Source organism: Muricoccus radiodurans (assembly GCF_050154705.1).
Taxonomy (GTDB): Bacteria; Pseudomonadota; Alphaproteobacteria; order Acetobacterales; family Acetobacteraceae; genus Roseomonas; species Roseomonas radiodurans.
Genome location: NZ_CP189561.1, coordinates 3,185,327 through 3,211,645 on the forward strand (window position 1 = coordinate 3,185,327; position 26,319 = coordinate 3,211,645).

Consider the following 26,319-nt stretch of genomic DNA (forward strand, 5'->3'; position numbering starts at 1 on the left):
GAGAGCGGTGTTGGGGCGTGAGTCGAACTAACCTGGACGGCAGCTAAACGTTTCCCCAGATGCAGTGAACATTGAACCGGACCGGCTTTGCCGGAGGCCGTTTGGCTTGGGTCACGTGGCCAAGGCTGGTGCCCTTGTCGCGGCATAGTAGCGCGCCTCGGCCTCAGCGGGAGGGACGTTGCCGATCGGCTCGAGGAGGCGCCTGTTGTTGAACCAGTCCACCCACTCGAGGGTGGCGAACTCGACTTCCTCAAGGCTCCGCCACGGGCCACAGCGGCGGATGACCTCGGTCTTGAACAGGCCGATGACGGTCTCGGCGAGTGCGTTGTCGTAGGAATCCCCGACGCTGCCGACCGACGGCTCGATCCCGGCCTCGAGCAGTCGCTCCGTGTACCGAATACTGACGTATTGCGATCCCTTATCGCTATGGTGAGTCAGGCCGCCCTTCGCCGGACGGCGGCCGTGGAGCGCCTGCTCCAGCGCGTCGAGGACGAAGCCCGCATGGGCCGTCCGCGACACCCGCCAGCCGACGATGCGGCGCGCGAAGACGTCGATGACGCAAGCGGCGTAGACGAACCCCTGCCAGGTCGCGACATAGGTGAAGTCAGAGACCCACAGCACGTTTGGCGCCGGTGCCCGGAACTGCCGGTTCACCAGGTCGGCAAGACACGCGGTGGCCGGGTTTGAGACGGTGGTCCGCGTCTCCCTCCCGCGCACAACGCCCCGCAGCCCCATGCTCCGCATCAGCTGCTCCGCCGTGCAGCGGGCGACCGCGATGCCCTCGCGGCCGAACTGCCGCCAGACCTTGCGGGCGCCGTAGACCCCGAAGTTCGCCTCGTGCACCCGCCGGATCGCGGCACAGGTCTCCGCGTCTCGTAAGCTGCGCGCCGACGCCCTGGACGGATCAGCCTTCCGCGCAGCATGGGCGTGGTAGGTGGACGGTGGATCGGCAGAACCCGGCAGATCGGCTCGACCCCGTAGGCCTCGCGATGGTCGTCGATGAAGGCGATCATGTCTTGGACCGGCGGTCGAGCTCCGCCTGGGCGAAATACGCCGACGCCTTCCTCAGGATCTCGTCGGCTTGGCGCAACTCGCGGACCTCCCGCTCCAAAGCCTTGATCCGCTCCCGCTCCGCTGTCGTCGGTCCTGGCCTCCCGCCCCCGTCACGTTCGGTCTGGCGCACCCACTTCCGCAAGGTCTCCGTCGTGCACCCGATCTTGGCGGCTATCGAGTTGATCGCCGCCCACTGCGTCGGGTGCTCCCCGGCTCCGTCCAGCACCAGCCGGACCGCCCGCTCCCGCGCCTCCGGCGAGTAGCTCGCCGTCGTCCTGCCCTTCGGCGTCATGGCTCCATCCTCTCAAGGTCTGAAGCCTCCGACAAACCCGGTGCGGTTCATGCTCGCCTATGAGTATGATGGGCAAGAGGCAGAGGCCGCCGCGGCACGATGGAACGCGGCGGATTGCGCTCGCTTGCTGAGAGATTACTCATACGCCCGGCTTTGATGATTGACTCGTTGAGGGTATCGGCGCGGTTCGATGGGTGATCGCTCGCTCCATCGGTGGATGGAGAGTTCGATGACGGCGGCGGTGGCGGTGACGCGGCGGGATCTGGACGCGGCGGGTCTGCGGCGCATCGCGGCTCGTGAGCGGAACGCGGCGGCGTCGCGGCGGATGCTGGCGATTGCGCTGGTGTTGGAGGGCGCGTCGCGGACGGAGGCGGCGCGGGCGGCGGGGATGGACCGCCAGACGCTGCGGGACTGGGTGCATCGTTACAACGAGGAGGGCCTGCCGGGCCTGCGGGATCGGGTGGGAGAGGTTGGCCCCAAGCGCCGCCTGACGCCCGCACAGGAGGTCAAGGTGGGCGAGTGGGTGCGGCAGGGACCGGACCTTGTTGCGTATGGCGTCGTGCGCTGGCGCCGGGCGGACCTGGCGCGGGTCATCACCGAGCGGTTCGGGGTGACACTCGCCGAGCGCACCGTCGGTACCCTCCTGCGTCGGTTGGGGTTCCGGCGGTTGGTGACGCGGCCGCGGCACCCGGGGCACGATCCGCAGGCGCAAGCGTCTTTCAGCGCGACTTCCCCACCCTCGTAGAGGTCGTCCTGTCGCTGGAGGCCGCGGGCAAGCGAACGCCCACGCCGTTCTCGTCCTCGACGGCGCGGGCTGGCACCAGACCGGAGGCGAACTTCGCGTGCCCGCCAACATCTCCCTCCTGCACTTGCCGCCCTACGCCCCGGAATTGATCCCAGTCGAGAACCTCTGGGCTTTCCTTCGCTCCAACAAACTCGCCAACCGCGTCTTCGAGACCTACGACGCCATCCTCGACGCCTGCTGCGACGCCTGGAACTGGCTCATCACGCAGCCCGAGCGCATCACCTCCATCGCAGCCCGCCCCTGGGCACAGGTCAATCGATGAGGTCAGGCGTATTATCTGTCCTGCTCTGGTGGGGAGCAGTGCGAATCTTCGTCTGGCTCTCGGCCAAGCTGCTTGCACCAGCCGCTTCGCAGTAGAAGGCGCCTCAGTTCGCCTGCACCCATCCCAGGGCGCCGGGCCTTACACCCCACGAGTGATGCTGACGTCGGTCCGTTTCACCACTGGCCAGCGGCAACGGAGCGCGCTCTGGGCAGGGGCCAAGAAGGGCCATGTCACCGCGCAGGACGCTGAGCAGAACGGGGAGCTGGTCAATCCGCACCAGCCGTAAGACGTAACCGACCTTCGTCACCTCGGCCGTGCCTGACGCAACACCGGCCTGGGTGGTCCGGAGCGCCCACAGTGGAAAGACGGTGCCACCGCAACCCAGATGCGGGGTGGACAGGAGGGCTGGTCCTGGGCTGCTCAGCCGAACGGCAAGGGCCGCCAGAAGCAGGAGAGGAAGCGTCAGCAAGAGCACGGCAAGCGCCAGTGATCGGTCGACCGTCTGCATGGCAGCGGCCATAAGCGCTGAATGATGGCGGCTTGAAGGTGCGTGAAGGGGCAGGCCGGTTTCCGGTCCAATCGGCACAGGATTGTGGGCGGCAGCGGCGTCCTGCGACATGGTGTGTGATCCGGAAAGCGAGCGCGGGGGCGGACGCTTCGGCCTATAACAGCAAGACCTAGGCCTGGCTGTCATGCCCAGTATGATGTTTTCGCCAGCGCCACTGATTGTTCCGTTCTGTGCTCGTGAATCGATGCTGAATGCTGTGGAAGGCGGCGAACGCCTAATGAGAAAACGCGGCCAGAAAAATCTCGAACTCTTTCGTGTTTGTTAATCAGATGTGACGGAGAAGTGGGATTGAGGCTACTATAGTGGCCAAGCTGCCGATCCAGTTGCCTCAAGCGACACGTCGCCCGCGAGATCTTCGGGTACCTTTGCCATCCCGTCCATCCACCCCAGGCAGATACAGCGACATCGGCGGCCGCGATCCGTGATCTCGCTATAAGCGAGCTAGCAGTAGAGGTAAAAGAGGCGAACCGGGCGGCGCTTGGCGAGGCTGCTCTAAGCGAGGCCGACCAAGCGCATATCCGGCGGGCCGCAGACCTGCAGGCCGCATGGCACACAATCCTGCACGCCCACACAGCTGCCGCCGTCGAAAGTACCCTTCCCGCCGGATCTCGCCCAGATACTCAAGTACCTCGCCGCATCGGGACGGGAGGTCTACGCCGTTGATCCTACCCGCCCCGTCCTCCGTGTGCCGATCCTGCGCATGCTCTGCTCCGGCCTCGAGAGCCAGCCTTCGGCAGCAGCCGGCCCGGCAGCGCGAAGCACGCCAGGGGCGGATTGCCATCCCCCCGAAGTTGCTCTTATGTAATGGACTCTACAATGACAGCCCTGGCACAGGATTCGGGGGCCGAAGTCTATGGGATACAGCCATTCGACAATAGCAGCGATAGCTAAACCGGTATTCACGGAGGCACCACCGGCATTGGAACTGTCCGTGCTCGGCCCCTTCCGGGCGAGCTTCCGGCAACGCGAGCTGATCCTCGACAGTCCAAAAGCGCGTGCACTCCTAGCGTACCTAGCTCTTGACGGCGACGTCGAGCAGAGCCGTGAGCGCTTGGCAGGATTGCTCTGGAGCGAGTCGGACGAAAAGCATGCGCGCGGATCGTTACGGCAAGTGGTGCGCAAGCTGAAGGATGCACTCGACATCATCGGCTGTCCGGCGTTGCGAGCCGACCGGGCCGCGCTGGCCGTCCAGCCCGGCGCCGTGTCCGTTGACTTGCACGAGGTGCTGCGGGCCGCAGAGCTAGGCGAGGCCCATCGGCTGTTGCTGGACGAGGCTCGCCTGTCCGAGCGGATACTAGCCGGGTACGACGAACTGGATCCCGCCTTCCACGGATGGCTGCAGGAACGCCGGCAAATATTTCACGATGCGTTGTTGCGCGCACTCGAGCCGCTTCTGTCGCCAGAGAGCGGCATGCCGCTCGAGCGGCGCCGGAACGCGGCGCGCGCGCTTTTGCAACTTGATCCAACCCACGAGGCAGCCTGTCGTACACTGATGTGGATGTATGCGGAAGCCGGCGATCCTGGCGCCGCACTACGCGTGTATGAAAGGCTTTGGCGTGTGCTGGACGAGGATTTCGACATTGAGCCGTCGCTCGCGACGCAAGAGCTGGTGGCCCAGATCAAGATCGGGCGGATCGCGTCGGGCACGACAGCTTCCCCGCAGTTCCTTGCGGCAGTCCAGCCGCACGGGCGGGAGGAGACCGCACCGGCCACACCGACCGCTTCGGCTGCGATGATGCGGATCGCGCTTCTGGTCGAAGCGTTTACTATGACAGGCGTAGCGCCCGAGCAGGTGCACTTGGTGCAAGGATTCCGGCACGACCTAATCGCACGCCTAGTGCGATTTCGGGAGTGGTTCGTGCTTGAAGGTGCGGCACCGGCACTGAGCGAGGACTGCGTGCGCTCGCGCTACCGGATCGGAGCAACCGCCTACCAAACCGGCAGCCGCATTAGCGTGGTTCTCACGCTGGCCGAACAGGATACTGGTGTCTTCGTCTGGAGCGAGCGCGTGAATTTAGCACTCGAGAGCTGGTTCGACACACAGCAGCACGTATTACGACGGCTCGCGATCGTCCTCAACACGCACATTTCGGCGCATCGCCTGACGCGTGTAGCGGGGAAGTCCGACATGCCCTTGGAGGGTTACGACAGCTGCATCCGCTGCCGCCACCTACTGCTCGGCTTCAACCCGTCCGACTGGGATAGCGCGTTCAACATGGCGCAAGAGATGGTGGCGGCAGTGCCGAACTCAGCGCCGGCGTGGTGTAACCTGGCTCAGCTCGACAACGTTGCGCACATTGTCCGCCCCGGCATCTGGCGTGACCCGCTCCGCGAGGCACGCGCCTTGACCCATGCTAAGCGGGCCGTGGAGCTCGATCCCGCGGACTGCCGTAACCAACTCTGTCTGGGCTGGTCGCTAGCGATGATGGGCCGCTTCGGGCCGGCAGAGGCGCACATGGCCTTAGCGCTCGATCTAAATCCCGACGATTCGATGCCGCTGATGTCACTTGCGCTGTTCCACGCCTTCATAGGCGAGCACGCTAAGGCGCGGAGCCTGGGGGAACAGTCGTTGCAGGCCACCGTGGACCCGAGCCGGACGCATTGGAGCTACGAGGTGACGAACGCCTACCTGCGCGGCGAGGACGCGGTGGCGGTAGACGCGTGCGATCGGGCGGATGGCGTCATCACCACCCTCGAGGCCTGGCGCGCCGCGGCGCTCCACCGCCTTGGCCGGCAGGCCGAGGCAGAGCGCGCCGCAGCGCGCTTCTGCGACATCATCGCCGCTGGTTGGTATGACTGCCGGCCACCAACGCCAGCGCTGATGACCCGCTGGTTGCTGCACCTCTACCCCATCCGCAACGCGGCGGATTGGGAGCGGCTGCGAAGCGGAGTTGCTGGTGCCGGCCTGCCGGTCGAGGGCGCGACCTATGGTGCCTGGCGGGGACCGCCGTGTTGACCCTCATAGCGGCATCCACTCCACTAGGGTCAGCCGGCGCAGTTCGAAATTGTGTGGTCGCCAATCCGCGCTGCGTCGAGACGCAGCTTTTCCTCCATTGTAGTTGGTGGAGTTCCGCATACGGCCGATGCGTAGAAGGTCGGGACGGGATAGCCCGGCTTCTTCAGCCGTTCCTCAAAGTCTCGGATTCTTTGGGGAGACGGCAGTTTCAAAACGAAGCATGTGTCGCTGCTCTCCACCACCTTCACCTCGGTTACCGTTTCCGGGATGGTGAAGAGCGTTCCCGCCCTTGCGAACTGCTCACGGAGAGCGTTGATGGTGGCGGAGTCTGTTGTAGACGCCGGCCTCGGCCAGCTCAGGTTGGCGTCGGGGTTAGCGGGATCGGGGATCTTTAGTCTATCCTCACCGAGAACCCAGGTTTTCACAAGCCTGCCGAGTGCCTCGAAGTTAACCTCACTCTGCATCTCACTGCCAGACATAGGATCCTCCTCTGGCTCGTCCGAGGCAACGGCGCAGTGCAAACCGGGCTGCGACGTCGTGCTCGCTTAAGGCGTTGGTGTGGCCGGAGTATCCACGGTGAAGAGGGGGGGGGTGGCGTCCTTCCACCCCTCGGAGTCAGCAAGGAAGCGAAGGATACTTGCGAGAGAGTCGATCGCGGGAAGGTAACACAGCGCGTCGCCGAACCCATGCATCTCGCCGGTGCGGAAAAGTCGGGTGCGCAAATCGCGGGCTGCTAGATCTGCGGGCAGCGGATCATGTTCGAGAATGCCGAGGAGAGTTTCAGCCACGATGATGGAACCAAGTGGTCCGAGCCCTGCATGCTCCCGAGCCGCCGCCGCCTCTACCAGGACGAAGAAGGGGAACGGAGGATCTTCCTTGATCTGGTCGATGGTCTTTGGCCCGGGCTGCACGGCCGCTGGCACGGTGGCGTGCCAAGCAGAGAGCTCGGCCAGCCAGGTCTTCCGACTGTGTTCCAGCAATGGCACAAAACGGCGTCCTTCAGGGTGTCGGCCGATTGCATCCATCAGCGCCCAGACTGACCACAGGCCGGCGAGGCCCGCGCTCATGAGATCGCGGATGGCAACACCCGGCTTGCCCACCTCAGGATGAATGGCGCCGAAGCGATTGCCCTGCGCAAGGACGGGTTGCGACGTGGCGCCAATCGCTCGTGCCATATTAGCTGGTTCGGCACTAGAAAGTGGCAGGAAGTTCGACCAGTCCAGAAGCCAATCGGTGGTGACCGGAAAGGCGGGAGGCAGGATTGCCGAAGTCCGGTTCAGGATGTCTCCGACAGAGTGTCTCTCGACCTCACCCCGAAGACGATAGTTGTCGCGGATCATCGCGTGACCGAAGCGGAAGGCACCGTGCGAGAATTCGAGTGGCACACCGCGACGCCGTTCCGCCCCCTCAAGTAGCGGCCGACCTGCGGCATAGAAGCTCCAGACCTCCGGGTGTAAGATGTTCCGCAGCATGTCCTCCTGTAGGACCGTCCGGTAGATCAGGACCGTGGCCGCCTTGGCGCAGGCGAAGCGGGCCTCGGCGAGGCGCATACGTGTATGGGCGTCTTCGTGGGTTGCGGGCACTGGCGGCAGCAGCGCCAAGATTGCGTTGTGCAGTGCCATGAAAATCACCACTGTTTGGGAAAGGAGTAAGTGCTGGTCATTGCGGGCATCCGCGAGCAGTACTGCATTCAACCCCCCGGCGGACGAGCCATCAGCCGTCGTGTCGAGGAAGATGCGTGGAATGTCTCGCCCTTTGGAAAGCGGCCTGTCCGAGCCCGATTTTTCCACTGCCGGCCCGAGGCGGAAGGCAATTGTCTCGCCGGCTGAATCAGGATCCCTGGCGTACGCAAGTGGAAAGAGGCCGGGGCCACCGCCGTAGATAGTGTTCAGCCGCAGAGGCCGCTGTTGAACGTTCCGCGCCTCGGCGCTTTGGCCCGCCGCCCAGAAGGGCAGTGAGGTGTCCACGACATCATGAGCCACGAGTTGCAGGGCGTAAGTGTAGCCTGCGGGCAGGCGGGCTTTGCACTTCGGAGGAGGCGCGTGCTCCATTGCTGCAGCGAGCACGGCCATGTGTCGGTGGAATTCGCCCAGCGTGTCAGTGTCGAGCCGTGGGTCCCCGCCCCGCCAGCAGAACCGGCGCTCAGGCGTGCCGAGAAAGTGCCTGAATCCCACAGGCAGGTTTTGAGGACCAGCGTGCCCTGAGCTGTCTATCGTCGCCGCTGCTCGGATGCCTACCGGACATCCCCTACCATGACTACGCATTTGCCGCCTCCAATCGGACTTTTTTGCAAGCCTCTGCGTGATTCGATCGTGAATCGGCAGCCGACCCTTGGACCTGAGGTTGCAGACAGCCTCGTAGCGGTTTTGGTACTTCTGATCCTTGTGGAGCGGTCCTGGCCGCAGCCAACGAAATATCGGATCAGCGTCATTCTGCGCGAAGGCAGTTTATATTTTCATACAGCACGGGCACGGCACTGATCATGGTAGCGTTGAACAGCCGCGTAGCATGGCGACGCGCTTTTTCCTCGCTACCGCGTGGGCTTGAGGCGTTGGATTATTTCCACTGTGCTCGTGCCAGGTTTTTTGCAGTTCCATGGCCCCGTTTCACGAGATGTAGCAGGCTGCATTCTCGGCATCGGTAGGCGCATCCTCGCCCGTCTGGCGCTGCGGTTGCCGGCTGGAGCGGTCAATTTCGAACACACACTTTTCGCCCTCGTTCAGAAAGCGCGACAAGTCAGCACCGTAGGGCCCGGTGCCCTCGATGACAAAGGTACGGATAGACATTAGGAATGCGCCGAAGCCTACAGGGCTTGGTGGCCGCTTCGACCGTGCGGGATGGTCATTGCGCCAAGGAAGCCTCAGAGCCGAACGGTTGGCCAATGACCCCGATCAGCCTCGCTGCGACCGGATTCGGAGGAGAGCGATCATCATCTAGCTACTGGCCATACGCGCCTGAGCAAATCACCGTAGTAGCAAATGTTAGCGGCCACACGGCTCCAGCTGCGGCGAGCGACGGACGTCAGATCGTCCGAACACTCACGGCTGATTCGCGCTCGCGGAACCGGAGCTACGTCACGATAAACGATGGAATACGCCTGAAAGGCTTTCATGAGGCTGCCTCAGCACACGGGGTGCTGATGCGACGAGGAGAGCCTCAAATGACCGGTACGTCTCACACCTGGACCTGTCTCGGCCCCTCCCGGACCGACGGTCCACTAACGAGAAATCCGGGCGCTCGACGCCTTGTGCGTCCGAATGGAATTTATCCCGCACTTAGGCGGCGGGTCGATGGGCTAGTGCTTGGCGTTTTTCATGGTCGATTCCAAGGTAGGTTTGCTGCTGTTTCCGAACTGTCAGTCAGCTGCGTTCGCCTGTGCGCGAGTGCGGCAATGACGGCGGCCATAGCGGCTCTGCCGACGGGTGCAATGGCCGAGGGTAACGGCGCGGATGCTCCGCCCTACAACGCCGTCTATGCTTCCGCCTCGGCGCTTGTATTAGATCCTGCGCCAGCCCTCTCCACCAATCCCGGTGAAGGCGCCGGCGCGCCGCCCGCAAATGCAGTTTTTGCCTTGCAACATGCCCCGCTGGGTAGCCGAGGAGCACCGCTCTACGCAGCGAATCATGGAGAGGGAGCTGGGTCAGCTGGTACGCTCCCCAGCTTCTCCGATGGGGGCGTGATGCTGGCGTGGACGCGTGGGAATCCAAGTAGCGTACGCTAGCTAGCGACTGGGTATACGACCGTCTACCAGGACTGGTCCGGGCAATCCGGACCAGTCTTGTCCAGGGACTTGACGATTGATCATCGATAGTGGTCGGCGCGATGCCCCCGTTCAGGAACATCCGGGTGTCGACCAAGCGGTCGAGTTCGCGCACGTCCACTTCGACTGCCGCACACGGCGTTGTTGCAAAGTCCTACGGGGCTTGCATGCTGGCAGGGATAAGAAATGCTGCAGCGGCGATTGGTGGGGGACACAGCCGCGCTTGCGGAACTGGCCTGAGTAAGCCCGGGGCTTGATTGGCCGAGGCGGCCTGACGCTTAGTTCCAGGCCGGCATGTGATCCCGATCACCGACAGGCCAGTCGTCGATCTCCTCATCCACCTTGTCGGGCCCGACCTCAAGCGAGCTCCACCGGTAAACCCGATCACGCGGCACCTTGGGATCGACGATGTAGACCTCGACCTCCTCATCGGCGCAGATGCGGGCGATGCCGCCTCGCTCGTTGACCGTGAACGTGATCCGCTTCATGCGGCTCTCCTGCTCTGGGATGGATGCGAGGGGGCGGTCGCGAAGGCCAGGCGCTGCCCGTCCCAAGCGGTCGGGAACGGGCCCATGAGCCGCGGGAGGTCTACTGTCGCCGGCCGCTGACCGACCAGGATGGCCTCGACCATCTCTGGCGCCAGCAGGGTCAAACGCAGCAGCGTGCCGAGGTAGCCTCGCTCAATCCGCTCTCCCACCGCCATCTCGGTGATCGAGGCATACCGCCCTTCGTCCAGCAGCTTCTGATATCGAAATGCCCGCGCCAGGGCCTCCAACAGCGCTGGATCAGCATGGGTCTGGGCCGACGGAACTACAGGCCCGGTGGCCACCGCCGGCGTCACCACCATCTTCCGCCCCGGCCGACGCCGGATCGCCAACGGCACCCGCACCGTGAGGCTGGAGGCGGAGGCGGCACTCATTCTGCGGCCTCCAGCACCTCGACCCTTCCCGCCTCTAGGTCCCGCACCAGCCCAGCCAGCCCCTCCACCCTCAGCCGAATATCCGCCCCGCCCGGCGACACCGTCACCCTCTCCACCAGCAGCCGCACGATCCGCGCCTGCTCCGCCGGGAACAGCTCGCCCCAGAGCGGGGCCAGGTTGGTCAGAGCACCCCGGACCTCCGCTTCGATCACGTCCGGATCCGTGGCCCGGGCTGCCTGCCAGGTGCCCACCACCACCTCGGGTTGGAGGATCAGCTCCTTCACCTGATTGAGGACGACGGCCTCGATCTGCGCCGCCGAGACACGCCGGACTAGGGTGTCGTCGGTGGAGTCTGCGCCGGCTGTCCCCTTCGGCGCGCTCTGGCTGACGTAGTAGCGGTACAGCCGCCCCGCCTTCCGGGTGTGCGTCGGCGACAGCGCCCGCCCGTCCGCCCCGAACAGCAGCCCCTTCAGCAACGCTGGCGTCTGGTTTCGCGTGCCGTTGCCCCGGGTTCGCGGGCTCTCCTTCAGGGTGTCGTGGGCTGCGCCCCACAGCGCCCGGCCGACGATCCCCTCGTGCTCGCCGGGGTAGACCCGTCCCTTGTGCTCCACCTCGCCCACGTAGGTCCGGTTGCCCAGGATCTTGTACACGTCGCCCCGGTCCAGCGGCCGGCCCGTCTTGCTGGTCCGCCCCTCCGCCTGGAGTTGCCGGGCAGTGTCGAGGCCAGACCCCGTCTCGGCGAACACCTCGAACACGCGCCGGACCGTCTCCGCCTCGCCCGCGTGCGGAATCAGCTTGCGGTCCCTGACCTCGTAGCCGAGCGGGACATGTCCGCCCATCCACATGCCCCGGGCACGAGAGGCGGCCACCTTGTCCCGGATCCGCTCGCCGATCACCTCGCGCTCGAACTGCGCGAACGAGAGGAGGATGTTCAGCGTCAGCCGCCCCATGCTGGTCGTCGTGTTGAAGGACTGCGTGATGCTGACGAAGATCACGTGGTGCCGATCCAGCACCTCCATCAGCCGCACGAAGTCGGTCAGCGATCGGCTGGGGCGGTCCAGCTTGTAGGTGACCACGATGTCCACCCGGCCGGCCTCGATGTCGGACAGGAGCCGGCGCAGGGCGGGGCGGTCCAGGTTCCCACCCGAGTAGCCCCGTCGTCGTAGCGGTCCGGCACCAGGGTCCAGCCCTCGGCGCGCTGGGACAGGACGTACGCCTCGCAGGCACCACGCTGGGCGTCGAGGGTGTTGAACTCCATCCCCAACCCCTCCTCCCCCGAGGCACGGGTGTACACGGCGCAGCGCAGGCGCTTGGCCGGGGTGGGAAGCGAGGCGGAGACGGTGGGCGGCAGGACCGACCCGCTCCTGGTCTGGCGGCGGCTCATGCCCGGCCTCCCTGGCCCTTGAGGCCGAAGAACACCCACCCGTTCCACCGCGTGCCCGTGATGTTCCGCGCTACCGCGGACAAGGACTGGTAGGGCCGCCCCTCGAACTCGAAGCCATCGGCCAGCACCGTCACCGCGTGCTGCACCCCCTGCCACTCCCGCAGCAGCCGCGTGCCGGGCAGCGGTCGGCTGTCCGCCCGGATCCGGCGCAGCACCACGTTGCCGCCGTCCAGCTGCTCCCCGAGCGCCTCCAGCCGGGCCCGGGTTTCGGAGCGCAGGCCGCCATAGGCCAACTCCTGGATCCGGTAGGCGAGGCGGCTCTGGAGGTACGCTTTGTTCCAGGGCGGCGGCTCCTTGCCGAACAGGGTGCGCCACTGCGCCTTCAGCTCGGCCATGGAGGCGTTCCTGAAGGCGGCCAGGCGTCCCAGCACGTCGGCTGGTGGGATGGAAGGGAACACCGGCATCGGTGCCGGTGGCGGCGCCGGTGCCGCCTCCCTGCTGCGTGCCGTTGAGGATCGTCTGGTCATGCCGCACTCCGAGTTGGGGCAGGGACACGACCGCTCTGTTTGGGCGGGAAGTGTAGCGAACTCTCTCCCCGCTCCCGGGCCTGGGCGGCGTCGCGCTCCAGTTCCTCGGCGGTGTGGGCGCGGAGCCGCAGCAGGCCGGTGACCAGCAGGGCGCAGACCTCCCGAAGGTGGGGTGAAAGGTGGAGGTCCGGGCCGGGCTTGGGGGTCTGGCAGGTCATGGTTCGTGGGAGAGCATCGCCCTGGCGAGCCATTCAGCACAGCAAAAACAATCGTCTCGCGAAGCGGCACGAAAACAAAGGAAGAACAGAGCGTTGCGGACTAAAATCCTATGTGAATCGGGCTGGCTCTTCCAGCTCGCCTTCCCCGGAGCCCCCCGCCGCCGTGCCAACCGTCGCTCAGTTCCTCCGCAGCACTCGTCCCGCCGCCCTGCAGAGCTACTTCGCTAATCTGCCCGCCCCCCTGCCTCCAGAGCTGCCTTGGGATGGCCCGGGACAGGCCATCGTCGCGCCGCTTTTGGAGGCGGTGAGCGCCTTGGACATTGAGACGCGTGACCGAGTGATGAACGACGTTGACCAGGTCGGCGCCATGGCCGACGAGGCCGGCGAGGCCGCGCTCTACTCCGTGACGACATCCCGAGCCCTGCTCGATGGCCTTGAGAACAGCCATGCCCGGGCCCTCTGGATGTTTCAGCACGACCCGGTGGCGTTCAACCATGCCGAAGAAGTCCGCTACGCCGAGGACAAGCGTTACGGACGCCTCTGGGAAGGATTTGTCCTCCAGTCCGGCTGCACTGTCGCCCGCGAAGGGGAGCCGCTCCGCGCCTTCCAGACGGCGATCGCCGAACGCTTCGAGAGCCGCCACGTCGATGTTGAGATCAGTTACCGTGCTCGGCCGATGCTCGATGGGCCGGACGCTGCCCTGGTGCAGGTGGCCATCTACCGGGAGGGCCGGTCAGGAGACATCCGCGAGTTCGTGGGCGGCAAGCTCGATTGGAGGGCCTTACGACCGGTGATCGAAGCAGCGCTCATCTACGAGCCCGAGAACGGCGCCGTCGAGGTGGTCGCCACGGCAGCGGAGACGCGCGAGGAGCTGGTCCGGCTGTTCGCCGGCCACCTGCTCGGGAGCCTCTTCCTCGGCGACAGGCTCCGGGTGCGGCAGTACAGCCTGGAGCCCCTGCGGGCCCCCTTCGCCTTTCCTACAAATCCAGAGGACGGCATCGAGTCCGTGCGGGTCAGCCTGCTGCGGCTGATGCCCTACGACGGGCAGGGCGAGCGCATCACCCTTGAATGCCGGCGTGGGTCGGACCGCACCATCTGGCACGTGGCCGAGGAGCGGCTGCGCGACCAGGGCCAGCGGATCGAGAACTACCTTCTCGTCCGGGCTCAGTTCACGATTACCTTCCGCGGCATCCCGGGACGCCGCGGGCGACGCACCCTGCCGATCCGCATCTCTATGCCGAAGGGCTGCGACCTCAAGGAACGGACCGAGCGGGAGCGCCTCGTCGGCGAACGCTATCTCCGCCGCTGGGGATTGCTGCGGGACATCTGAGATGGCGGGGCAAGCGGCCCTCACGCCCGAGGCGGTGAATCTGCTCTTCACCCTGCTGGAGCAACGCGAGCCGGTGCTTTCTGGCGCCGCGGCCGAACTGTGCGCGGCGGAGAGCGCCCTTCTGATCGAGGCGGGGCTGCTGGTTCCGGACGGCCACGACGACGTAGCCGTGCGGCCAGGCGATGACGACGACGTCCCGGTGTCGCTGTTCTGGTCGGACACGCTGGGCGGGCTGGCTGCCTTCGGCCCGACGGCTGGTCCGGCCCTCGTCCCGCGAGATCACCTCCTGCGGCGGCGGGTCCACATGGCATAGGCGCTTGCTGCCATCACTGCTGGCCTTGACCTTCCGCGCCATCCTCCACCGATGTCGCTGCCTGGCAGCTTACTGTGGGAGCTGGGCGAGTGCCGCCTCGGGCGGCGTCCCATTCGCACACCGCTCTGGTTCGCTCGACGGCTCTCGGACTCCGATGTGCAGAGAGAGGTTCTGGCTGCCGCCAGAGACCGCCCCCACCGCCAAGCCCGTGTCCTCCTGACCAGCAGCCGGACTGAGCGCGTGCGGGATGTGGATATCCCCGGCCTCGTGGTGTTGGCAGCGCGCGATGTCCTGGCCGCGATGGATAGCCTCAGCATCTCTGCCGACATCCTCGCCGCCCGGCTCAGCGGCGTCACACCGACACTGAGCACCGAGCCGGTCCAGCTCTCGCCGGACGGAACCACCCTCGTGATCCTTGGCGGCAAGCCGATCTATTTCCGCTCGGCTGAGCAAATCGCGGTCATTCGCAAGCTCATCGTCGCGCGAGAAAACGGAAGGCGTCTTCGAGCCGCGGACCTTGCGACACACGGCACCCTTCGACGCCTCTTTGGGACGGAGAAATGGGAGCGGCTGAAGCCCTTCCTGTCATCCCAGAACGGGTGATGGGGGTTTGATGTCTAGCAGACTGGCCAGAGGGGCTGCAGCGCCCGGTATCCTATCGCCGCAATCCCACCCTCTCGGCACCAGCCCCTGACAGCACCCTCTGCGAACAGGGCGTACTCGCGCGTCCGCCAGCCAGCGTGCGCGGGCGCGATCGCTTCAATCTCACCTGGCTTTGTGCAGTGTAAGGCAACGTGCGTGACACCCGCTGGCAAGGTCTCAAACATCCGCCGATAGCCGGCACGCGTGGCGTCAGCCTCAACAGGCAATGTGCCGCGAATCCCGTCTGGCAGGAGGAGACCGCTCTCTTCGATGGCCACGATGGCCCGCTCATACAATTCTGGATCCGGCGCGAAGCCGATCCGGCGTGGCAGGACAGGGACGAGGCCGTACTCACGCGCTAGCGCCAAGTGACAGGGCAGCAGCTCCGGCAGCATTGCAGCGGCCATGTGCGCGTCAATGTGAGTGGGTCGCAGGCCGGCAGCCAGGGCCTGCTCGATCTGGGCGCGCAGTTCCGCCTCGGCCGCCTCGACCTCCAGATGGCGCCGAAGCTGCTCGACATTGCGCCAGAAGTAGCCGTCTGGGTCGATCAGCCCCGAGGCGCGGCTCCGGGTTGAGATGGGACTCCATCGATAATGCTCCCACTCGCTGGTCAGGGTGAGGTGAACCCCGATGTCCAAGGATGGATCGGCGGCCCCTGCCTCCGCGATTTCTCGGAACCACGGGCACGGCACCATGACCGAGCCACAGGTCACAAACCCTGACGCCGCGAGCTCCAGAAAGGCCGCGTTGCTGCCGTGGCACATGCCGAGGTCGTCCACGTGCAGGACAACCGCGCGGCCGAGGCCAAGCTGCAAAGCCAGGGGCGACGCGGCCGGTTCAGGGCTGGATACTTGATCGGGCTGCCGCTCAGTCATCGAGCTCTCCTTCGTGGATGTCCTGGCACTCGCGGAGCCCCCGCGGTCCCTGCTTTCGTGATTTCTCCCTTCTCTTCTCCCATCTCGTACATCGGTTTTCTCCCGCGCGCTCCGTGATCCTCCCCGCAGTCACCAAACCGACTGCGAGGTCCGCACCGATGTCCCTCACCCTTCTGCATCAGATCGAACTCGCCCGCCGCTGGCGCATTTCTCCCCGCACGCTGGAGCGCTGGCGGTGGCAGAACCAGGGTCCTGCCTACCTCAAGCTCGGCGGCTCGGTCGCCTATCGCCTCGACGATGTCCTTGCCTATGAGGCCGCCCAACGTCACGAGGCCGGTGCCAGGGCCGACCAGGCACTCAGCCCGGATGCGCGCTTCGCCCGCGAGATGCCCCGCTGATGGAGACGCCTACCTCCTCGCTGAAGGTCACCTGCACCTTCGGCCACTACACCCCGACCGGGCCGTGGACGGACGTCCGGACGCAGCCCTGGGCCGACCTGGCGCACCTCCTCACCACCCATGAGGTCGGGATCCAGGAGGGGACCTGCATCGTCCCGGCCACCTTCCGCGAGGGGCGGCGCAAAAAGGAGCAAGCCGAGCGGATCGATATTGTCGTGCTCGACAGCGATGCCGGATTCACCCTCGACCAGATCCGCGATGCAATCGCGGACCAGGGCTGGGCGGCGGCGATCTCCTCCACCCACTCCCACCTCACCACCCGCACCAAGGCCAAGCGCGGCAACTGGGACAAGTTCCTGCTGTCCACGACGGACCTGAAGCGCGCCCCCAGCGACTTCCTTCGCGAAAAGGGCTATCTGCCCCACGTCGTCGAGGACGCGCGGGTCGCGGAGGAATTCGTATTCTTCGAGCACAACCCCTGCCCGAAGTTTCGCATCGCCCTGCCTCTCCTACGCCCCTGGCTCGCTGCCAGCTACGACACGCAGCGCGCGGCTAACACAGCCTGGAAGGAGCGGATCGAAGCCATCGCGGCCACCCTGAGCCTCAATCACGACCAGCCCTGCACCGGTACCTCCCGCCTGTTCAATCTCCCTCGGCGACCCGCCGACGGACCGCCACCCGAGACAGCGGTGCTGGAGGGCGAAGTCAGCGACCTGTTCAGCCTGCCGGAGGCACCATCACCCGTGGGTGCGCCCGCAGCCAAGGCCCGGTCCCGCGGCTCCAAGAAGAAGGGTCGCATCGCGCCGGACGACGATTTCACCCACATCGATCCCAAGACGGGCGAGGTGCTGGATATGCGGTCATGGGCTCGGACCCACGCCCCGCGGTTCGAGATCGTCACCGCCCTGAAGGCCCGCAAGCCGGACGTGTTCACCGGCAGGGTGGTGGACAAGTCCAAGCAACACCTCCGCTGCGTCAACGAGGGGTCCCACACTCAGGCAGGGAAGGACGCCGCCACCTTCGTGCTGAACGCCAGCGAGGGCACACACCGCTCCTTCGTTTACCACTGCCGCCATGGCCACTGCACCGATCGGGACCGGCTCCTGTTCCTCCGCCAGATGCTGCAGGAGGGCTGGCTCCAAATTGCTGATCTGACGGACGACACCTTCTTAATCCCCAAGGATCAGCTCCGGCCTCGCATCCAGGTCATCGGCGGCGAGATCGCCAGCATCGTCGACCAGGCGGAACAGGCGCTCATCCGGGCCAACGCCGGCCTGTACCAGCGCGGCCCCTTCGTCGTCCGCCCCGGCACCATGATGGTGCGAGTGGCCAAGGAGCGCGAGGTGCCGGCGCGGCAGATCTTCGAGGTGGAGGACCATGCCCTCGTCCCTCTTGCTCAACACCGCCCGCCTATCTGTGATCTGCAATCGCCGCAGCGCTGTCCAGTGGCGATCGATGCCGGACACAAGCGATGCATTCAAGGAACGCTTAGCGAGCTACGATGCGGCCAGATGTAGTTAAGAAAGCCTTTACAACCCAAAGTTGCATTTGCTACTTGCCTGGGGACTTCGGGGAGCGATCAGCCGTGAACCGTCTCGTCTCATGCCTTCTCACAACCGTCCTTGGGATAACCGGATCAGCTCTCGCTGATACAGCACCAGAGCAGTTGGTCATTGCGGGCCCCCGCGTCCGTGCCGCCTTGCACCAAGAGATCGTCGCGGATGGAAACGGCTGCTCCGGAGTCTCCTTGGCTATCCGAGTTGGACACGATGGTCGGCAGACGACCTTCTGGGACGTGAGGTGCACCGATGGCCCACGTTTCCGAGTGATCCGCCCGGCACAGCACCTGGGACGACCGACGGTGCTGCTTTGTGGAGCTCCCGCGCCAGCCTTGGCTGCTGGTCCGTGTTTCCGAGCGGTCAGACCGGACACGCTCGCCAGCATCGACCCAGGACGTTGAGATACGCACCTGTTCAACACCGACCAACGACCGTTGCTGGGTGGTGAACAGGGGGGCGACGCCGTTCTGGTGCGGCGGGGCTGAAGCGGATCGGATGATCGTCGCCGATGTCAGCAACACCCGCTCTGGGTCTTGCAGCATGCTGAGGAGGTCTTGGCCTCCTGCTCTGCCCGATGTCGGGGTTTGCAGATGGCAGACCGCGGGCCGAGCTCGATCACCACGTGCGCTGCCTCGATGTGGATAGCTTCGACGTCAAAGATCTGCATGGGGCGGCCGGGCGGTCCGACCTCGAAGGTCAGGCGGCTGCCCGGTTGCAGGCTGACCCGGGCGGCCACCTTCTCCAGGATGGAGAGGAACTTGCCGACCTGCATGTGGTCCGGCTTCTCGGCCGAGGCAGGCAGGTCCTCCACCTGCAGGATCGTCTCCTGCCAGGCGTCCGGGTTGCCACCGCAGTCCAGGGTGACGAAGGAACCGGCCTTCACTTCGGTCACGTGGTAGCCGGGCTCAATCAACTGCCCGTCGTAGCGGAGGACCAGCCGACGCGCGCCGTGGGGCTGCAGGGCGTCGAGCAGGGCGCCCAGCGAGGCGTCGCCCTGGAAGCCGACCGTCAGGGGCAGAGCAGGCGCGTTCATCTTTCCCTCTTTCATGTCAACGTATCTTGAGACATTTAGAGGTCATGGATGAAACGCAAGCACTCGATGCCCTCGGCGCCCTCGCCCAGGAGACCCGCCTGCGGATCGTGCGCCTGCTGGTGACGGCGGGGCCGGACGGCATGGCGGCGGGCGCCATCGGCGAGGCGATGGGCGCCACCTCCTCGCGCCTGTCCTTCCACCTCACCCACCTGGAGGCGGCCGGGCTGGTCCAGTCGCGCCGGGATGGCCGATCGATCCGCTACTCGGCCGTCTATGACGCCCTGTCCGGCCTCATCGCCTTCCTGATGCGGGACTGCTGCCAGGGCCACCCGGAGGTCTGCACCCCCGCGGTCGCTTCCCTCTCGGCCTGCGCCTGCCCTTCTCCGGAGCCTGCGGCATGACCGTCACAATCTTCCACAACCCCGCCTGCGGGACGTCCCGCAACGTCCTGGCCCTCATCCGGAACAGCGGCGAAGAGCCGGAGGTGGTCGAGTACCTGAAGACCCCGCCGACCCGGGGCGTCCTGGCCGACCTGATCCGGCGCATGGGCGTGCCGGTCCGCGCCGTGTTGCGCGAGAAGGGGACGCCCTACGCGGAGCTGGGCCTCGGCGATCCGTCCCTGACCGACGACCAGCTGCTCGACGCGATGATGGCGCACCCGATCCTGATCAACCGGCCCATCGTCGTGACGCCTCTCGGTGTGCGGCTGTGCAGGCCGTCCGAGGCCGTCCTCGGCCTCCTGCCGAACCCGCAGCGCGGCGGCTTTGCCAAGGAGAACGGCGAGCCGGTGGTCGGCGCCGACGGGTAGCGTGTCGCCAACGATCCGGCGGCATGAGCGCGGCCGTGGAGAGCGAGGTTGCCATCGAGCGCCGCCGGGCGGCCATGGGCACCTTTGAACGCTACCTGACCCTCTGGGTCGCCCTCTGCATCGTGGCAGGTATCGCGCTCGGCGCCGTGCTGCCCGGGCCGTTCCGGGCGCTCGGCCGCATGGAGGCGGCTCAGGTCAACATCCCGGTCGCGATCCTGATCTGGGCCATGATCGTGCCCATGCTGCTCCGGGTGGACTTCGCCGCCATGAGCCAGGTCACCAGCCACTGGCGTGCCATTGCTGTCACGCTGGGCATCAACTGGCTGGTGAAGCCCTTCTCCATGGCGCTGCTGGGCTGGCTGTTCGTCGGCTGGCTGTTCCGGCCCTGGCTGCCCTCGGGGCAGGTGGACAGCTACATCGCGGGCCTCATCCTGCTCGCCGCGGCGCCCTGTACCGCTATGGTCTTCGTATGGTCCCGCCTGACCGACGGCGACGCCAACTTCACTCTGTCCCAGGTCGCGCTGAACGACGCGATCATGCTGGTGGCTTTCGCACCAGTGGTCGGCCTGCTGCTCGGCCTCTCCGCCATCACGGTGCCCTGGGATACCCTGCTCCTCTCCGTCCTGCTCTACATCGTCCTGCCCCTGGTCGCGGCGCAGGTGTGGCGGCGGTCGCTGCTGGCCTCCGGCGGCGAGGCGGCGCTCGGGCGCACGTTGAAGTCGCTGAACCCGGTGTCGCTGGTAGCCCTGCTGACCACGCTGGTGCTGCTGTTCGGCTTCCAGGGCGAGCAGATCCTCGTGCAGCCGCTGGTGATCCTGCTGCTGGCCGTGCCCATCCTTATCCAGGTCTACTTCAACGCCGGGCTGGCCTACCTGCTGAACCGGCAGTGCGGCTCGGCGCACAGCGTGGCCGGTCCGTCCGCCCTGATCGGCGCCTCCAACTTCTTCGAGTTGGCCGTCGCGGCCGCCATAGCCCTCTTCGGCTTCGAGAGCGGCGCCGCGCTGGCCACGGTGGTCGGCGTGCTGGTCGAGGTACCCGTCATGCTCTCGGTGGTCCACATCGTGATGCGGACGAAGGGCTGGTACGAGCGCGCATGACGGCCGCGGAGCTGGCGCGGCGGCGTGGGGTGGTGACCACCACCCTTGGGATCACCCAGACCCTGGCCTGGGGGTCCACCTACTACCTCCCAGCCGTCTTCGCGGATCCGGTCTGCGAGGCCCTGGGCCTGTCCCGCGCCTGGTTCTTCGGCATTTTCTCCGGCGCCCTGCTGCTCTCCGGCTTGGTCGGCCCGACGGCCGGGCGGCTGATCGACACCTACGGCGGCCGCGACGTCCTGGCGGCCTCCAACCTCGTCTTCGCGGCCGGGCTGGCGCTGCTGTCCTTCGCCTCCGGGCCGGTCACCCTGGCCCTGGCCTGGGCCTTCCTCGGCATCGGCATGGGGTTCGGGCTGTACGAGGCCGCCTTCGCCACGGTGACCGGCCTGTACGGGCGCGAGGCCCGCAACGCGATCACCGGCATCACCCTCTTCGCCGGGTTTGCCTCCACGGTGGGATGGCCTGCCAGCGCCTTCATGATCGACGCCCTGGGCTGGCGGGGTGCCTGCCTCACCTGGGCCGTCCTGCACCTGGTCGTGGCCCTGCCGCTAAACCGCTTCCTCGTCGCCAAAGCTGCGCCACCGCCTCCGGCCGCGGCTTCGGCCGACGCGGCGCCGGGCGGGGTGCCCTGGACCATGGTGATCCTGGCGGCCGTCTTCGCCGCGACGACCTTCGTCTCCACCGCCATGGCCACCCACCTGCCGCGGATCATCGAGGCCCTGGGGGCGGCGCCGACCGCGGCGATCTTCGCGGCGTCCCTGGTCGGCCCGGCCCAGGTCGCGGCCCGGGTGGCCGAGTTCGCCCTCCTCCGGAAGGCGTCGCCCCTCGTCACGGCCCAGCTGGCCGCGGGCCTGCACCCCGTCGGCGCGGCCCTGCTGGCCTTCCTGGGGCCGGTGGTCGCCATCCCCTTTGTGCTGCTGCACGGCGCCGGGAACGGGCTGCTGACCATCGCGCGCGGCACCCTGCCGCTCGCCCTGTTCGGACCAGCTGGCTACGGGCTACGGACGGGCCTGCTGGCGGCCCCGGCCCGCCTCCTCCAGGGCGGGGCGCCGCTCATCTTCGCACTGGTGCTGGATTTGCTGGGGCCGCGTGCCGCCCTCCTGCTATCCGGGATCCTTACCGCTCTGTCCCTGGCCGCACTTCTCGTCCTCGCGCATCGAACTGGCAGGGCAGAGAATCACTGATCCCTATCGCGGAAGCTGGGCAATCCAGTTGTGCCGTACCGCCACCAGCACCGCCCCGACTAACGGCAGCGCGTCTGGGCCGCCTGGAGCCGGGCCGAAAGTCGGCTCATTGCCCGCGGGCGATTGGTCAAGGAGCACGCCCGAGGATGTGGACGACGAGGAGCCCGGCGAGTGTGACAATCGCCAGATGACCAAACGCGAGCCCCCAGCCGAGGGCACTGTCCTGGCCGCCGAGATCAAGCGCTAACCCGACACCGAGCGGGCCAAGGAAGCCGCCCGCATAACCGGCCATGGAGTGCAGGCCCATCGTGGCACCCCGCAGGTGCTTCTCGGCAGCCTGCACGGTCCCGGCCGTGAGCGCCGAGCTGTCGAGATAAATGGCAGCGTTCCAAAGCAGGACAGCGAGCGCCGCGACGACCACTGGTGCCGCGAAAGTCCACCCTGTGATGACAGAGAGTGTGGCCGCCACAACCATGGCCCAGGTCACGACACGGGTGCGGCCGTAGCGTTGAGCCGTCTCGTTACCAGTGACCGATACCGCGATCCCCGCCAGCCCGGCAACCGTGAAGAGCACCGGGGCGGACGGAAGCCAGTTGGGTGCGCCATGCTGCGCGGACACCGCGATCAGGAAGGTTACGGCCCAGCCACGCAAGGCTGCCATTTCCCACGTGTGGACCGTGTAGCCGGCAATCCACGCCATGACCTTGCGATTGCGCAGCACGGGCCGGAGATCCAGAAACCTTCCGGAGGTCGAGGTGGTCGAACGCTTCGGCATATGACGCGGCAAGACATTCCATGCGATGCAGAAGGCCACGGTTGCCGAAAGCGCACCGAACAGGAATGCCGCCTTCGGCCCGGCCAACGCGTCCAGCAGGCTGGCGACGGCGAACGAAGCGGCTCCCGCGATGCCGACCCCTGCTGCATGCCAGGAGACGGCTCTTGACTGCGCCGATCCTTCCATTGTGTCCGCGATGGCCTTGAGGCCCGGCATGTAGGCGCCTGCCCAGCCGATCCCGGCCAGAGTCCGCATAACCAGCCCGAGCCAGAATCCGTCAGCCAAAGCAAAGCCAAGATGGGAGAGCGCAGTCAGTCCTGTGCCCACGAGATACACGCGTCGAGCGGGCAGCCGGTCGGTCAGCGCCAGGAGAAGCGGAACGGCCGGCACGTAGGCCGCGAAGAAGATTCCGACCAACCAGCCGGCCTCTGTCTTAGACAAGCCCCAGCGGTCGATGTAGCCGGGAAGCAGAGCGGCCAGCGTGAAAGCCCCGATTTGCGTGAGAACCTGCGCCGATACGATCGCGGCAACAAAGCCGCGGTGGCGTTTCCATAAATCTGCTGCGTCCGCCTGCATCCTCCAATTATGAACGAATGCCTGGCGTTCGCTATGTTCCACGCGTCGAAGTACCCTAGTAACTATCGTGTGGGTCCACGCTCCACCTCCTCTCGGGGCCGGCACGCCCCGCTCGGTTAGCGCCCGTGCAGGCCCTTGGTGAGTGGTGACCCCTTCCGCCTGCAACGCCTCCAGGCCCAGCAGCAGCCGACGCGCCGTCCGGGCGGCTTCCATCCGATGTCCACCCAGCACCACCCCTCTCGCCCGTGCCGCCCCCAGCGCCGCCCGGGTTCGCTCCGAAGTCAACTCGCCCTCCTTCTGCGCCATCGCGGCCTAGACCCGCATCATCAGATCGTAGGCACCCGGCATGTCGGCCGCCCTGATGGAGGTGCCTCCTCCAGCAGGCCGGAGAGGGTGTGGGCGCGCCGGGTGATCCGATCGAGGCACGCCGCGGCGAGAACGGCCCCGAGTTGCTGGGACCGAGCGAGGCGGTCGGAGATCCTGGGCGGCGGAGGGCGGCCTGGGAGATGTTCCTAGCCCGGTGGGCATGCTACGCTCCCGACCCAACATGTACGACGACCTGCGACGGCAAAAGCGCGAACGCCGCCTTCTCTGGTACCTGATTGCACTCTTACTGATCGTCTTTGTGCCGTCCGTCGCTCTCGGCGCGATCACCCTTACAGAGCTTGCCAAGACCTATCGGCGTGGGTTTGAGCAGCAGCTGGTCGCGGTCACCCGCGCCATCGCGTCCACGCTTGATCAGACGCTTGACGTTCACTTGGCGCTTGCCCGTTCTCTCGCGTCATCGGACCACCTCGCAAGGGGTGACATCCCGGCCTTTGAGGCCGAGGCTCGTGCGGCCGGAGAAGCTCTCGGCACCTGGGTGAGCCTTACTGCCCCGGGCCCAGACTACCCCAGGCTGGTCAACACGGCACTGCCCGCCGGTACCCTGCCGAACTACGGAGGCCTTGTCTTGCCTCCGGATCGGGCACCCATCCCGCGCGTCTTTGCTACCGCGCAGCCAGCGGTGACCAATGTCGGACAAAGCATTGCCCTGCACCGCCCGACGGCTCTCATCCTGGCGCCGGTGGTGCGCGATGGGACCGTGACACACGTGGTGGCAATTGGCTTCGAGCCAAGCCGAGTCGCAGGGATCCTTGCACAGCATAACCTCGACGCCCCGTTCGTCGCGATGATCCTCGATGGGCGTCACCGGGTGGTTGCGGCGTCAGCGAATCACGCCCAGCTGGCTGGACGTCCGGCGCCAGACTGGCTTGTGGCACCTGGTGGCCTCAGCCCAGATGCCGCCGTTCGCCGGGGGGCGAGCGACGAAGGCGAGGTACTCGCGTCCACCATCCCCCTGCGCAAGGCTAACTGGCTGACCGTCGTCTCCGTGCCGGCTCGCACTGCGTCCGCGGCAACCATGCGGCCGCTCCTCATTCTGGGCACTGGTGGCTTCCTATGCCTCGCGGCCGCGACGGCGCTCGCAGCGAATCTGGCCCGGCGTGTGAGCCGCCAGATCGGGCAACTCGCGTCCGCCGTTTCACAATCCGACGCGACATCGGTGGCTCTGTCGGCCATCCCGGCAAGTCGGGTCTTTGAGATAGCCGTCCTTCATGAGGCCCTCATCAACGCGGCGATCACATCAGAAGAGCAGCGACGGCGCGAGCGCGAAGATGCGGCCCACCAACGGCTCCTGACCGCAGAGCTGAGCCACCGTGTCAAGAACGCCTTGTCGGTCGTCCTCGCCGCCTTGCGGCTCACACCCAAGCATGATCAGGCCAAGTATATCAGATCTGTCGAAGGCAGGGTCTCTGCGCTGGCCAGGGCCAACCACGCGCTGGCAGAGACCGATTGGCGCGGCGGAGACCTCAAGGGTCTCATTGAAGCAGAGTTGGGGGCATTCCAAGGTGGCGCGACGGCCTCGAGCATCCTGCTGGAAGGGCCGCCAGTATCGCTCGACGCGGTGGAGGTTCAGCCGCTCGCGATTGCGACCCATGAGTTGGCGACGAACGCCGTGAAGCATGGCGCTCTCTCCATACCCGAGGGGCGCCTGCGCATTTACTGGTCGGTTGAGCCGATGGGCGGTCTGCGTCTAGTCTGGGAGGAGAGCAACGCTCGATCCGAAGCGCCAACGCGGCGTGGCTTTGGAAGCCGCATACTCGATGAGACAGTCCAGCGCCAGCTCCATGGAACCATCGAACGCGAATGGCGCCCTGACGGGCTGCGCCTAACCCTTCGCCTGCCACTGCGTCGGCCAGCCTCTTCAACCCTGTCACGTCAATAACACGCAACACCCGCAGGCGGTCCTTCGACGGTTTGAAGTGCCTGGAAACATTGCGGTGCCACATGCGCCAGGACTCGCTTTACGGTGGTGTGGGTCCAGATCGCGCCGCCCCGCGGCGTCGGCACCCTCTTCTCGTTTAGCGCCCGCGCCAACGCCGCCTGTCCGACGACGCCCTCAGCCCGAAGCCGCTCGATCTCCAGTGCCAGCCGGTGCGCCGCCCTCTCCACCCCCTCACGCCTCGCCTGCACCGCCGACCGAGCGCACGGCGGAGACGGCGGCCTCCACCCTCTGTCCCCGCCCAGCACCGCCCCTCTGGCTTTTGCTGCGCCTAGCGCCGCCCGGGTGCGCTCCGAGATGAGTTCCCGCTCCTTCTGCGCCACCGCGGCGTAGACCCGCATCATCAGGTCATCCGCCCCCGGCATGTCGGCCGCCCGGATCGACAACCCCTCCTCCAGCAGGCCAGAGAGGGTGTGGGCGCGCCGGGTGATCCGATCGAGACGTGCTGCCACGAGGACTGCCCCTAGTTGCCGGCAGCGGGTCAGGGCGGCCTGGAACCCTGGCCGGCGATCGTCCTTGCCAGAGGCGATGTCCTGATGCTCGGCGACCAGGGTCCAGCCCTCCCGCTCCGAGAAGGCGCGGACGCTGGCCTGCTGGGCTTCCAGACCCAGACCGGAGTGGCCCTGCTCGGCGGTGGAAACCTGGTAGAGCGACGGCGTACCGCG

Annotated in this window: 23 protein-coding genes, 3 pseudogenes and 1 other annotated feature; of the genes and pseudogenes, 12 read left to right on the forward strand and 14 right to left on the reverse strand. The window is 66.4% G+C overall.

Annotated elements, in window-relative coordinates; translation table 11 throughout:
* Window positions 1-111 precede the first annotated feature (111 nt).
* Window positions 112-1,345: pseudogene (locus ACP6CK_RS15320) on the reverse strand (IS3 family transposase).
* Window positions 940-1,055 (reverse strand) — a sequence feature (AL1L pseudoknot). It overlaps the preceding pseudogene by 116 nt.
* Before the next feature lie 229 nt (window positions 1,346-1,574).
* On the opposite strand from ACP6CK_RS15320, the pseudogene ACP6CK_RS15325 reads away from it, so the two are divergent.
* Window positions 1,575-2,412: pseudogene (locus ACP6CK_RS15325) on the forward strand (winged helix-turn-helix domain-containing protein).
* Between the two features lie 103 nt (window positions 2,413-2,515).
* Here the strand turns inward: ACP6CK_RS15325 and ACP6CK_RS15330 are convergent.
* Window positions 2,516-3,031 carry a sugar transferase gene (locus ACP6CK_RS15330; RefSeq protein WP_426954172.1) on the reverse strand — a complete coding sequence of 172 codons (516 nt, stop codon included), beginning with the start codon at window positions 3,029-3,031 and terminating at the stop codon, window positions 2,516-2,518.
* Between the two features lie 880 nt (window positions 3,032-3,911).
* On the opposite strand from ACP6CK_RS15330, the gene ACP6CK_RS15335 reads away from it, so the two are divergent.
* Window positions 3,912-5,936, forward strand: a complete 2,025-nt coding sequence (locus ACP6CK_RS15335) for a BTAD domain-containing putative transcriptional regulator (protein WP_426954173.1) — start codon at window positions 3,912-3,914, stop codon at window positions 5,934-5,936.
* Between the two features lie 29 nt (window positions 5,937-5,965).
* Here ACP6CK_RS15335 and ACP6CK_RS15340 read toward each other — a convergent pair whose 3' ends face one another.
* From ACP6CK_RS15340 to ACP6CK_RS15375, 8 genes are all read right to left on the reverse strand, one after another.
* The gene (locus tag ACP6CK_RS15340) at window positions 5,966-6,415 is read right to left on the reverse strand and encodes a hypothetical protein (protein ID WP_426954174.1); all 450 of its coding nucleotides are present in this window, start codon (window positions 6,413-6,415) and stop codon (window positions 5,966-5,968) included.
* 66 nt (window positions 6,416-6,481) lie between these two features.
* On the reverse strand, window positions 6,482-8,008 hold the full coding sequence (locus tag ACP6CK_RS15345) for a hypothetical protein (protein WP_426954175.1): 1,527 nt from the start codon (window positions 8,006-8,008) through the stop codon (window positions 6,482-6,484).
* A gap of 534 nt (window positions 8,009-8,542) precedes the next feature.
* Entirely contained in the window at window positions 8,543-8,722 is a 180-nt protein-coding gene (locus tag ACP6CK_RS15350) for a hypothetical protein (protein WP_426954176.1), read from the reverse strand.
* Between the two features lie 1,252 nt (window positions 8,723-9,974).
* A complete protein-coding gene (locus ACP6CK_RS15355; protein ID WP_426954177.1) occupies window positions 9,975-10,184 on the reverse strand; it encodes a hypothetical protein in 210 nt (69 codons plus the stop codon).
* Window positions 10,181-10,615, reverse strand: a complete 435-nt coding sequence (locus ACP6CK_RS15360; RefSeq protein ID WP_426954178.1) for a hypothetical protein — start codon at window positions 10,613-10,615, stop codon at window positions 10,181-10,183. The genes ACP6CK_RS15355 and ACP6CK_RS15360 overlap by 4 nt, the downstream gene beginning before the upstream one ends.
* Window positions 10,612-11,751 carry a recombinase family protein gene (locus ACP6CK_RS15365; RefSeq protein WP_426959920.1) on the reverse strand — a complete coding sequence of 380 codons (1,140 nt, stop codon included), beginning with the start codon at window positions 11,749-11,751 and terminating at the stop codon, window positions 10,612-10,614. Before ACP6CK_RS15365 ends, ACP6CK_RS15360 begins: the two co-directional genes overlap by 4 nt.
* Entirely contained in the window at window positions 11,652-11,999 is a 348-nt protein-coding gene (locus tag ACP6CK_RS15370; RefSeq protein WP_426954179.1) for a hypothetical protein, read from the reverse strand. Before ACP6CK_RS15370 ends, ACP6CK_RS15365 begins: the two co-directional genes overlap by 100 nt.
* A complete protein-coding gene (locus tag ACP6CK_RS15375) occupies window positions 11,996-12,526 on the reverse strand; it encodes a DUF2924 domain-containing protein (protein ID WP_426954180.1) in 531 nt (176 codons plus the stop codon). Before ACP6CK_RS15375 ends, ACP6CK_RS15370 begins: the two co-directional genes overlap by 4 nt.
* A 558-nt stretch (window positions 12,527-13,084) precedes the next feature.
* Between ACP6CK_RS15375 and ACP6CK_RS15380 the strand changes: the two genes are divergently transcribed.
* The 3 genes from ACP6CK_RS15380 to ACP6CK_RS15390 all read left to right on the forward strand — a co-directional run bounded on the left by ACP6CK_RS15380 (window position 13,085) and on the right by ACP6CK_RS15390 (window position 14,990).
* A complete protein-coding gene (locus tag ACP6CK_RS15380; protein ID WP_426954181.1) occupies window positions 13,085-14,074 on the forward strand; it encodes a hypothetical protein in 990 nt (329 codons plus the stop codon).
* A gap of 1 nt (window position 14,075) precedes the next feature.
* The gene (locus tag ACP6CK_RS15385) at window positions 14,076-14,387 is read left to right on the forward strand and encodes a hypothetical protein (protein ID WP_426954182.1); all 312 of its coding nucleotides are present in this window, start codon (window positions 14,076-14,078) and stop codon (window positions 14,385-14,387) included.
* 240 nt (window positions 14,388-14,627) lie between these two features.
* On the forward strand, window positions 14,628-14,990 hold the full coding sequence (locus ACP6CK_RS15390) for a hypothetical protein (protein WP_426954183.1): 363 nt from the start codon (window positions 14,628-14,630) through the stop codon (window positions 14,988-14,990).
* 14 nt (window positions 14,991-15,004) lie between these two features.
* On the opposite strand, the gene ACP6CK_RS15395 is transcribed toward ACP6CK_RS15390, so the two are convergent.
* Window positions 15,005-15,904, reverse strand: a complete 900-nt coding sequence (locus tag ACP6CK_RS15395; protein ID WP_426954184.1) for a polysaccharide deacetylase family protein — start codon at window positions 15,902-15,904, stop codon at window positions 15,005-15,007.
* Window positions 15,905-16,062: 158 nt separating this feature from the next.
* Here ACP6CK_RS15395 and ACP6CK_RS15400 point away from each other — a divergent pair, with 158 nt between their 5' ends.
* Both ACP6CK_RS15400 and ACP6CK_RS15405 read left to right on the forward strand, forming a co-directional pair.
* Entirely contained in the window at window positions 16,063-16,302 is a 240-nt protein-coding gene (locus tag ACP6CK_RS15400; protein WP_426954185.1) for a helix-turn-helix transcriptional regulator, read from the forward strand.
* Entirely contained in the window at window positions 16,302-17,819 is a 1,518-nt protein-coding gene (locus tag ACP6CK_RS15405; RefSeq protein ID WP_426954186.1) for a hypothetical protein, read from the forward strand. Before ACP6CK_RS15400 ends, ACP6CK_RS15405 begins: the two co-directional genes overlap by 1 nt.
* 553 nt (window positions 17,820-18,372) lie before the next feature.
* On the opposite strand, the gene ACP6CK_RS15410 is transcribed toward ACP6CK_RS15405, so the two are convergent.
* On the reverse strand, window positions 18,373-18,894 hold the full coding sequence (locus tag ACP6CK_RS15410; protein ID WP_426954187.1) for a DUF6428 family protein: 522 nt from the start codon (window positions 18,892-18,894) through the stop codon (window positions 18,373-18,375).
* A gap of 44 nt (window positions 18,895-18,938) precedes the next feature.
* On the opposite strand from ACP6CK_RS15410, the gene ACP6CK_RS15415 reads away from it, so the two are divergent.
* From ACP6CK_RS15415 to ACP6CK_RS15430, 4 genes are read left to right on the forward strand one after another with little or no spacing between them, the layout of a single operon-like run.
* A complete protein-coding gene (locus ACP6CK_RS15415; RefSeq protein ID WP_426954188.1) occupies window positions 18,939-19,295 on the forward strand; it encodes an ArsR/SmtB family transcription factor in 357 nt (118 codons plus the stop codon).
* Window positions 19,292-19,702 carry an arsenate reductase (glutaredoxin) gene (gene arsC, locus ACP6CK_RS15420; RefSeq protein ID WP_426954189.1) on the forward strand — a complete coding sequence of 137 codons (411 nt, stop codon included), beginning with the start codon at window positions 19,292-19,294 and terminating at the stop codon, window positions 19,700-19,702. The genes ACP6CK_RS15415 and arsC overlap by 4 nt, the downstream gene beginning before the upstream one ends.
* Window positions 19,703-19,725: 23 nt before the next feature.
* The gene (arsB, locus tag ACP6CK_RS15425) at window positions 19,726-20,799 is read left to right on the forward strand and encodes an ACR3 family arsenite efflux transporter (protein ID WP_426954190.1); all 1,074 of its coding nucleotides are present in this window, start codon (window positions 19,726-19,728) and stop codon (window positions 20,797-20,799) included.
* On the forward strand, window positions 20,796-21,980 hold the full coding sequence (locus ACP6CK_RS15430; RefSeq protein ID WP_426954191.1) for an MFS transporter: 1,185 nt from the start codon (window positions 20,796-20,798) through the stop codon (window positions 21,978-21,980). The genes arsB and ACP6CK_RS15430 overlap by 4 nt, the downstream gene beginning before the upstream one ends.
* 127 nt (window positions 21,981-22,107) lie before the next feature.
* On the opposite strand, the gene ACP6CK_RS15435 is transcribed toward ACP6CK_RS15430, so the two are convergent.
* The gene (locus tag ACP6CK_RS15435) at window positions 22,108-23,331 is read right to left on the reverse strand and encodes an MFS transporter (protein WP_426954192.1); all 1,224 of its coding nucleotides are present in this window, start codon (window positions 23,329-23,331) and stop codon (window positions 22,108-22,110) included.
* 547 nt (window positions 23,332-23,878) lie between these two features.
* On the opposite strand from ACP6CK_RS15435, the gene ACP6CK_RS15440 reads away from it, so the two are divergent.
* On the forward strand, window positions 23,879-25,597 hold the full coding sequence (locus tag ACP6CK_RS15440; protein WP_426954193.1) for an HWE histidine kinase domain-containing protein: 1,719 nt from the start codon (window positions 23,879-23,881) through the stop codon (window positions 25,595-25,597).
* Here the strand turns inward: ACP6CK_RS15440 and ACP6CK_RS15445 are convergent.
* Window positions 25,591-26,283, reverse strand: a pseudogene (locus ACP6CK_RS15445) (recombinase family protein); the annotation flags it as partial. The gene ACP6CK_RS15440 and the pseudogene ACP6CK_RS15445 overlap by 7 nt on opposite strands.
* Between the last annotated feature and the right edge of the window lie 36 nt (window positions 26,284-26,319).

Coding starts and splice junctions, on each gene's coding strand:
- ACP6CK_RS15330 (WP_426954172.1), bottom strand. CDS start 3,031: ATGTCGCAGGACGCCGCTGCCGCCCACAATCCTGTGCCGATTGGACCG.
- ACP6CK_RS15340 (WP_426954174.1), bottom strand. CDS start 6,415: ATGTCTGGCAGTGAGATGCAGAGTGAGGTTAACTTCGAGGCACTCGGC.
- ACP6CK_RS15345 (WP_426954175.1), bottom strand. CDS start 8,008: ATGGCCGTGCTCGCTGCAGCAATGGAGCACGCGCCTCCTCCGAAGTGC.
- ACP6CK_RS15350 (WP_426954176.1), bottom strand. CDS start 8,722: ATGTCTATCCGTACCTTTGTCATCGAGGGCACCGGGCCCTACGGTGCT.
- ACP6CK_RS15355 (WP_426954177.1), bottom strand. CDS start 10,184: ATGAAGCGGATCACGTTCACGGTCAACGAGCGAGGCGGCATCGCCCGC.
- ACP6CK_RS15360 (WP_426954178.1), bottom strand. CDS start 10,615: ATGAGTGCCGCCTCCGCCTCCAGCCTCACGGTGCGGGTGCCGTTGGCG.
- ACP6CK_RS15370 (WP_426954179.1), bottom strand. CDS start 11,999: ATGAGCCGCCGCCAGACCAGGAGCGGGTCGGTCCTGCCGCCCACCGTC.
- ACP6CK_RS15375 (WP_426954180.1), bottom strand. CDS start 12,526: ATGACCAGACGATCCTCAACGGCACGCAGCAGGGAGGCGGCACCGGCG.
- ACP6CK_RS15380 (WP_426954181.1), top strand. CDS start 13,085: ATGAACGACGTTGACCAGGTCGGCGCCATGGCCGACGAGGCCGGCGAG.
- ACP6CK_RS15385 (WP_426954182.1), top strand. CDS start 14,076: ATGGCGGGGCAAGCGGCCCTCACGCCCGAGGCGGTGAATCTGCTCTTC.
- ACP6CK_RS15395 (WP_426954184.1), bottom strand. CDS start 15,904: ATGACTGAGCGGCAGCCCGATCAAGTATCCAGCCCTGAACCGGCCGCG.
- ACP6CK_RS15400 (WP_426954185.1), top strand. CDS start 16,063: ATGTCCCTCACCCTTCTGCATCAGATCGAACTCGCCCGCCGCTGGCGC.
- ACP6CK_RS15405 (WP_426954186.1), top strand. CDS start 16,302: ATGGAGACGCCTACCTCCTCGCTGAAGGTCACCTGCACCTTCGGCCAC.
- ACP6CK_RS15410 (WP_426954187.1), bottom strand. CDS start 18,894: ATGAACGCGCCTGCTCTGCCCCTGACGGTCGGCTTCCAGGGCGACGCC.
- ACP6CK_RS15415 (WP_426954188.1), top strand. CDS start 18,939: ATGGATGAAACGCAAGCACTCGATGCCCTCGGCGCCCTCGCCCAGGAG.
- arsC (WP_426954189.1), top strand. CDS start 19,292: ATGACCGTCACAATCTTCCACAACCCCGCCTGCGGGACGTCCCGCAAC.
- arsB (WP_426954190.1), top strand. CDS start 19,726: ATGAGCGCGGCCGTGGAGAGCGAGGTTGCCATCGAGCGCCGCCGGGCG.
- ACP6CK_RS15430 (WP_426954191.1), top strand. CDS start 20,796: ATGACGGCCGCGGAGCTGGCGCGGCGGCGTGGGGTGGTGACCACCACC.
- ACP6CK_RS15435 (WP_426954192.1), bottom strand. CDS start 23,331: ATGCAGGCGGACGCAGCAGATTTATGGAAACGCCACCGCGGCTTTGTT.
- ACP6CK_RS15440 (WP_426954193.1), top strand. CDS start 23,879: ATGTACGACGACCTGCGACGGCAAAAGCGCGAACGCCGCCTTCTCTGG.